The organism is Proteus mirabilis ATCC 29906 (assembly GCF_000160755.1).
Lineage (GTDB): Bacteria > Pseudomonadota > Gammaproteobacteria > Enterobacterales > Enterobacteriaceae > Proteus > Proteus mirabilis.
In genome coordinates this window covers 62,225-69,651 of record NZ_GG668582.1, presented here as the reverse complement: position 1 = coordinate 69,651, position 7,427 = coordinate 62,225, and the positions used below count along the sequence as shown (strand labels likewise).

General features: G+C 29.1%; 8 protein-coding genes. All 8 read right to left on the bottom strand.

The window, feature by feature from the left end:
- Positions 1-30: 30 nt before the first annotated feature.
- Genes trmL through HMPREF0693_RS15270 form a run of 8 tightly spaced genes read right to left on the bottom strand, consistent with a single transcriptional unit; the run spans position 31 to position 7,427 of the window.
- Positions 31-534, bottom strand: coding sequence for a tRNA (uridine(34)/cytosine(34)/5-carboxymethylaminomethyluridine(34)-2'-O)-methyltransferase TrmL (gene trmL, locus HMPREF0693_RS15305; RefSeq protein WP_004246449.1), 504 nt, complete (start codon positions 532-534; stop codon positions 31-33).
- Between the two features lie 3 nt (positions 535-537).
- Positions 538-1,488 carry an NAD-dependent epimerase/dehydratase family protein gene (locus tag HMPREF0693_RS15300; RefSeq protein WP_004246448.1) on the bottom strand — a complete coding sequence of 317 codons (951 nt, stop codon included), beginning with the start codon at positions 1,486-1,488 and terminating at the stop codon, positions 538-540.
- 22 nt (positions 1,489-1,510) lie between these two features.
- On the bottom strand, positions 1,511-2,515 hold the full coding sequence (locus tag HMPREF0693_RS15295) for an NAD-dependent epimerase (protein ID WP_004246447.1): 1,005 nt from the start codon (positions 2,513-2,515) through the stop codon (positions 1,511-1,513).
- A gap of 25 nt (positions 2,516-2,540) precedes the next feature.
- Complete coding sequence (locus tag HMPREF0693_RS15290) at positions 2,541-3,707, bottom strand: nucleotide sugar dehydrogenase (protein WP_004246446.1); 1,167 nt, start codon at positions 3,705-3,707, stop codon at positions 2,541-2,543.
- 21 nt (positions 3,708-3,728) lie between these two features.
- Positions 3,729-4,763: an EpsG family protein gene (locus HMPREF0693_RS15285; RefSeq protein ID WP_036932484.1), complete on the bottom strand. Its 1,035-nt coding sequence runs from the start codon at positions 4,761-4,763 to the stop codon at positions 3,729-3,731.
- Between the two features lie 26 nt (positions 4,764-4,789).
- Positions 4,790-5,536 carry a glycosyltransferase family 2 protein gene (locus HMPREF0693_RS15280; protein ID WP_004246444.1) on the bottom strand — a complete coding sequence of 249 codons (747 nt, stop codon included), beginning with the start codon at positions 5,534-5,536 and terminating at the stop codon, positions 4,790-4,792.
- Positions 5,537-5,539: 3 nt separating this feature from the next.
- Entirely contained in the window at positions 5,540-6,358 is an 819-nt protein-coding gene (locus tag HMPREF0693_RS15275; protein ID WP_004246443.1) for a hypothetical protein, read from the bottom strand.
- Positions 6,324-7,427 carry a glycosyltransferase gene (locus tag HMPREF0693_RS15270; protein ID WP_004246442.1) on the bottom strand — a complete coding sequence of 368 codons (1,104 nt, stop codon included), beginning with the start codon at positions 7,425-7,427 and terminating at the stop codon, positions 6,324-6,326. The genes HMPREF0693_RS15275 and HMPREF0693_RS15270 overlap by 35 nt, the downstream gene beginning before the upstream one ends.

Below are 7,427 nucleotides of genomic sequence, written 5' to 3'. Positions count from 1 at the left end.
TTTTTTATGGTTATAAATTAAAAAGATAAATTAATCTCTTAATAATGCACCAGGATAGCCTAATTGACGCCATGCCTCAAAAACAACCACGGCAACCGTATTAGAAAGATTCATACTGCGGCTATCTGCTAACATTGGTACACGGATTTTTTGTTGTGTTGGCATATTATCCAACACATAAGGTGGTAATCCTCGTGTTTCAGGACCAAATAGCAGATAATCCCCATCTTGATAACTTACATTACTATGGGCGGGAGTACCTTTAGTGGTTAATGCAAACAACCGCGCACCTGTCGGGGATTGTGCATTATCAGGGCTTAATCCTTCACTTTCTAAAAAAGCATAATAATCGTGATGCTGTTTGATATCAGCAAACTCACGATAATCAAGCCCTGCACGACGTAGCCGTTTATCATCCCAAGTAAAACCCAATGGTTGGATCAAATGAAGATGAAAGCCTGTGTTGGCACACAGGCGGATAATATTACCCGTATTCGGTGGAATTTCGGGTTCAAATAAGACGATATTGAGCATTGTTTAATGACTAAATTCTGCTTTAACTGTATTTGCGATGCCTTGTTCCAGAGTAACAGGTGCTTTAAATCTGGTTTTATCTATATTATTAGATTTAAATTGGGTACGCGCGCAAAACTTTTTAATACGAATGCTACTAACAGGAAATTCTTTCCTTGTTATTTTCGATAAAATATCAAAACAATACCCACCAAGTAATCCAATAGCATAAGGTACTTTAATATGACTATGGCGTTTGTCGAGTGCAGTATAGATAATATCGGTTAACTCATTCATAGTAAAATCAGGCTTATCTATATAATTAAATATATGATGACCGGATTCTATTTGAGTAGCAAATTTTAAGAAAGCTGCAATATTTTCTACATAAGCCATAGATTTCTTATTATTACCCGAGCCTACCATTAAAAATTTACCTGAAGCTATTTGGCGGAATAGGTTGTATACATTTCCTCTATTGCCTTCACCAAATACAACGGTTGGTCTGATTACAACTAATGTATTTGTATTATCTTTTTTATACCAAGTTTCATACTTATGTTCAGCTTCAAGTTTTGATTTTCCATAATCGTTAAATGGATGGAACTCCCCATCTTCACCTGTTTCTTTTTCGACAAAACCATATACAGCAACAGATGAAGTAAATACAATATGTTTAATATTTAATTGTTCAGCAACATCACAAATATTTTTAGCACCATCGACATTAACTTCATAATATAAGCTAATAGGATGAACATTATCTTTATGTTGCGCTGCTAAATTGATAATTACATCAGAACCTTTTAATGGTTCGAGTAAAGATTCTGGTCTAGTAACATCACCAAAGACCCATTTTTCAGGATATTTCTCGCTTTTAACAATATCCACAATTTTAAATTCAATATTTTCTTTAGTTAATTGGCCTGATAGGCGAGTACCAATAAAGCCTGAGCCACCGATGATTGTTATCATAATAGATCCATTAAGTTAATTATTATTTGTAATAAATTTTATACCAATCAACAAACTGTTTTATACCTTCATCAACGCTTGTTTGAGGTTTATAGCCAGTTGCTTTAAATAAATCCTCAGTATCTGCCCATGTGGTGTACACATCACCGGGTTGCATTGGTAACATATTTTTATCTGCTTTTTTACCTAAATGTATTTCTAACGCACTAATGTAATCCATTAAATTTACCGGAGATCCATTACCAATATTATAAACCTTATAGGGTGCAGAACTATCTGCTGGAGTACCTGTACTTACTTTCCAATCTTGCTGGGCTGTAGGGATCACATCAGCAATACGTGTAACACCTTCTACAATATCTTCAACATAAGTGAAATCACGTTTCATTTCACCATGGTTATAAATATCTATAGGCTGATTGTTAATAATGGCTTTAGTAAATTTAAATAATGCCATATCGGGGCGTCCCCAAGGGCCATAGACTGTGAAAAAACGTAATCCAGTAGTTGGAATACCATATAAATGAGAATAGCTATGCGCCATTAATTCATTAGCTTTTTTAGTGGCTGCATATAAAGAAACAGGATGATTAGCCTGATCATGAGGAGAAAATGGCAATTCATCATTTAAGCCATAGACTGAACTTGATGATGCATAAACAAGATGCTTAACGTTATTGTGTCGGCAACCTTCTAAAATAGTTAGAAAACCAGTTAAATTACTATCAGCATAAGAAAACGGATTAATTAGTGAATATCTAACACCAGCTTGTGCAGCTAAATGAATAACCCTATCAAATTTCTCAGCCTCAAATAATTGAGCAATTTTTTCTCTATCAGCTAAATCAATAAAAGAAAAAGAGAAATTATCTAGTTGATTTAAAAGATTAAGTCTAGCTTCTTTTAAAGCAACATCATAATAATCATTAAGGTTATCAATACCAACAACGGTTTCACCTTGCTGGATCAGTTTTTTTATTAGATGAAAACCAATAAATCCAGCAGCACCTGTGACTAAATATTTCATTACGTAATTAATCCGTTTCTATTAATTAATCGTTACCAAAGAGGTCTCGAGTATAAACTTTTTCTTCAACATCGTTTAGTGCTGAAGCCATTCTATTGGTAATAATGACATCAGACATTGCTTTAAACTCATCTAAATTATGAATTAATTTTGAGTTAAAGAAAGTCTCTTCTTTCATTTCTGGCTCATAAATCACTACTTCAATGCCTTTTGCTTTAATACGCTTCATAATGCCTTGAATTGAAGATGAGCGGAAATTATCAGAGCCTGATTTCATAATTAAACGATAAACACCAACAATCTTCGGTGATTTAGCGATAATAGAATCAGCAATAAAGTCTTTACGAGTGCGGTTAGCTTCCACAATGGCGCCAATAATATTATTAGGCACTGATTCGTAGTTGGCTAACAGCTGTTTCGTATCTTTTGGTAAGCAGTAACCGCCATAACCAAATGATGGATTGTTATAGTGATTACCAATACGTGGATCTAAACAGACACCTTCAATAATTTGTCTTGCATTTAAATTGTAAGCTTGGGCGTAGCTATCGAGTTCATTAAAATAAGCCACACGCAGTGCGAGATAAGTATTGGCAAATAACTTAATGGCTTCTGCTTCTGTAGAATCAGTAAAAAGAACATCAATATCTTTTTTTAATGCCCCTTGTTGTAAAAGCTCAGCAAATTTCTCTGCTCTTGCAGATTGCTCACCAATCACAATACGAGATGGATAAAGGTTATCGTAAAGGGCGCGACCTTCACGTAAGAACTCAGGAGAGAAGATAATATTATCGGTATGATATTTTTCTCTCATCTGTTTAGTAAAACCAACTGGAATGGTTGATTTTATAATCATAGTGGTGTTTGGATTATATTCTAAAACATCACGAATAACCGACTCTACAGAAGAGGTGTTAAAGTAGTTAGTTTTAGGATCATAATCGGTAGGAGTGGCAATGATAACAAATTCAGCATCTTTATAAGCGAATTCTTTATCTAAAGTTGCCGTAAAGTCGAGCTCTTTAGTAGCTAAAAACTCTTCAATTTCTTTATCAGAGATAGGAGAGATTTTTTTGTTTAATAGTTCGACTTTTTCTTTATTAATATCTAATGCAACAACTTTGTTGTTTTGGGAAAGGAGTATCCCATTAGATAGACCGACATAGCCGGTTCCTGAGATGGTGATTTTCATATTCTAAATCCTAAATAAAAATTAAGTATTTTTCAAAAAAATAAAAGAGTAATTTGTTAAAAAGTCACGAGTTGTATTTTTACTAGCTAGATAAAGAGTTGTATAAAACATAGATAGTCCAAACAATATTATAGCTAGCAATTGTAATAGTCTAAGATTTTTATTTTTCAGTAAGGTTGAAGAGAAAAGTATATAACTGATAGGAAATAAAATGTAACTAATTCTAACTACATATTCTCCAAAATCCATTAATAATATATAAAGTATAACAAAAATAACAAATATATTAAAAAAGTAAATGTTATTCTTGTTTTTTATTCTAATTGATAATGTATAAAAATATATAAGTAGAAGTAAACAAATGTAACCTATTTTTTTTCCGGCATCTATTACATTTTTCCCAGTTATATAATGCTGATAATTTCCGGCCAAATAAGAGTATTCTTTTATTATCCATGAAAATGAGTATGATGCTATTATTAAGGATATTGTAATTAAAATATTTATTTTTTTTCTGGATATTATCTTATGCAATATTATTAAAGGAATAAATATTATTGATGAAGTGTGTGAAAGTATAGCCAGCAACATAAAAATAAATGATTTTTTCTTTTTCTTATTTAAAAATAGAGATAAAGCTACTAAATAAAAGCCAATAGACATATATTGTCGAATATAACCAAATGATGTTAAAAAAGATAATGGTAATAATATAAATAGTAGAAAGGATAACTCCTTGTTTTGTGAGTTTTTTTTACAAAAATAAGCAATGGAAAAAATATAGCAAGTAGATGATAAAAGAAAAAATAAGAAAGGCTGTTCAAATGCTATTGCTATTTCAATTAAAAGTCTAGGTATTAACTCCAATCTATTTATATCAACAACATTTGTTATCATTGAATAATAAGAAAAAAAATCATTTCCAGCATCATATCTGAGCCCAGAGAATAAAACCGTGATAATAACTAAAATATAAAAGAAAAAATCATTTTTAATTTTATTAGATAGAATTAATAAACATAAAACTATAAGCAAAAATAGAGTATAATAAAACACAATCTTATTCCTGTGAAAAAGATAAATTATTTTTTAAATAATCCATTATATGTATAACCAATAAAATAATATAATGATTTTATTAAGTTAAATTTTAATTCATGCTTATAAAACTTCCATTGGTACAATGCTGCATTAAATTTATTTTTTGTCATACCTGAATCAGTTCTATAAGATGCTAGTACATAAGGGAGACAATATGCATCACCGTATTGTTTTAAAATCTTTAACCATAACCCCATATCTTGTCTTTTTCTTATGAGAGGCATATATTGTTTTCCTATTATATAGGAATCATAAATAGCAGTTAGACATCCAATAATATTGCAATATAAAAGTTTATTATAAGATATAGATAAAGGGGGAGTTTTAATATTACTAATTCCATTTTTATCAAAGCACTGATAATAACTATATGTTAAATGATAATTATTATCTAACATAAATTTTATTTGAGCTTCTAGTTTATTTTTGCTCCATAAATCATCACTATCTAGAAAAGCAATAAATCGACCATTTGCTACCTCAATGCCTTTGTTTCTTGCTACACCAGCACCTTGGTTTTCATCAAAGGAAATAATAGTGATTCTGTTATCTCTAAATGAATTTATTATTTTTAGTGTCGAATCAGTTGAGTTATCATCAATTATTATTAATTCGAAATTTGAATATGTTTGTTTTAATACTGATTCAATAGCTTCTGAAATATATTTCTCAGAGTTAAAACAAGGCATAATTATTGAAACTAGATAGTCTTTTTTTTCTATATTCATAATTTATTTTGTTAATAGTTTTTTTAAATGTTTTTGACCTGAAACCATATATCGATAGAACTGAAAAAAGCCTAACTTTTTTTTATATATTCTATGTTTTTTTAAGCTAAACGCTAGTGAAAATAATAATCCCATGTTTCCAAATATTCTATAGAACATTGCGCCTTTTGCTGCAATTTTCTCAGGAGTCAAATAAAAATTTTTTCCTGATGAGATTGGAGGATGTTGACAAAGGACTATTGGGTAATATTTTATTGTACCTTTTAATTTTAAAATATCGGAGCAAAAAATATATTCTTCACCAGAATCAAAAATGCCTCCTAAACCAAATTTTGTATCAAAAAAAATCTTATTGGATGCTAAAAAACTTTTATTCAATAACATCTCTACGCTGGAGATTTTAGCCATATTAAAAATATTAAAGTAACCTTCTTTTAAGGGGTATTTTTTAAATTCACCGATATCGCAAGATATTTTTCCACAGCCTAATGAAATATCATTTAATTTCATTTTTTCTACTAGTTGAAAAATTCCTTTTATATTTACATAGATATCGTCATCTGCAATATATATGTATTCAACCGTATTTATCTTGTATAATTCTTTTAATGAATTATTTCTATTATTAGATAAACCTTTAGATTCAGTATATAACACTCTAAAATAAGGTAGATTGTTTTTTATAAATAAACCTACTTTATTTTTATCGATATCTAGTCCTTGTATAGATATGAAATAAATGATACCTTCTTGTTGAGGGAATTGCTCTTTTTTTATATTGAATAATCTATTTGTTGTGGTTGAAATTGATATTGCTATCATTGTCTATTATCTCATCATATTTACTTAGTAATAAATTAGCATCATACCTTTTTATGATATCTTCAGAAATTTGATTTCTATCAAAATCAATCTTAAGAATTAAATCTAACATTTCATTAAAGTTATTTTTCGAATAAATTAATCCATTGAAATTAGGAATAATAATTTCATTAATACCACCAGGGCAATCATTAGAAAGTACAGGGCACCCATAAGACAATGCTTCTAAGACAATATTTGGAAAACCTTCATAATTTGATGAAAGAATAAAAGCTTTTGCATTTAATAAATAACTACTTAAATCATCCTTAAACCCTAATAAAATTATGTTTGCATTCAAATTTAAACTATTAATTAGTATTTTCATTTCATTATATTGAGGCCCCATACCTGCAATATATAATTTTATGTTTTTCTTTAGAGCATTAGATGTTGAATAGTTTTTTATTAAATCTAAAAATCCTTTTTGTTGGGTGAGTCGGCCTGCTGCAAAAACATAATTTTCAGATTTTTTGTTATTTATTATAGACGGGTGACATTCAGGTCTAGTTATTGGGTTGTTAATTTTTATTATTTTCCTTGAGGGAATAGATGAATATATATTTAAGTCATTTATCATATCATTTGATTGGCAAATAATATAATCATAATTCTTCATTGTATAAAGATAGCCAAGCTTAAATATAATTCTTTTCAAAATATTAAAGTTTTTATTATATATGGATGGGATATTAGTTTCCCTATATATATATATTTTCTTCTTTCTATTTATAAATGGAAGCAAAAAAGAGAATGTTATACCAAAATATGCTACAGTAGTAAGAATTACATCATAATTTTCTTTAAGGATAATATTCCTTATTTTCCACATGGAAAATATTATTTTTTTCTTATTTAATAATGTTAACGATACGTTATTATCTAACCGCTTCCTGTTTTCATTAGTAATTTCATTATATATAATTACTATATGGACGTTGTTTTTTTTTGCTAATTGATTTGCAATTAAAACTGCATTTTTCTCAGCACCACCACCACCTAGTGAAGGTAATAATATTAGTATATTCAT

Bases quoted from the DNA above. Each gene is read 5' to 3' on its own strand.
- HMPREF0693_RS15295 (WP_004246447.1), bottom strand. From the start codon at position 2,515: ATGAAATATTTAGTCACAGGTGCTGCTGGATTTATTGGTTTTCATCTA.
- trmL (WP_004246449.1), bottom strand. From the start codon at position 534: ATGCTCAATATCGTCTTATTTGAACCCGAAATTCCACCGAATACGGGT.
- HMPREF0693_RS15280 (WP_004246444.1), bottom strand. From the start codon at position 5,536: ATGAATATAGAAAAAAAAGACTATCTAGTTTCAATAATTATGCCTTGT.
- HMPREF0693_RS15270 (WP_004246442.1), bottom strand. From the start codon at position 7,427: ATGAATATACTAATATTATTACCTTCACTAGGTGGTGGTGGTGCTGAG.
- HMPREF0693_RS15290 (WP_004246446.1), bottom strand. From the start codon at position 3,707: ATGAAAATCACCATCTCAGGAACCGGCTATGTCGGTCTATCTAATGGG.
- HMPREF0693_RS15300 (WP_004246448.1), bottom strand. From the start codon at position 1,488: ATGATAACAATCATCGGTGGCTCAGGCTTTATTGGTACTCGCCTATCA.
- HMPREF0693_RS15275 (WP_004246443.1), bottom strand. From the start codon at position 6,358: ATGATAGCAATATCAATTTCAACCACAACAAATAGATTATTCAATATA.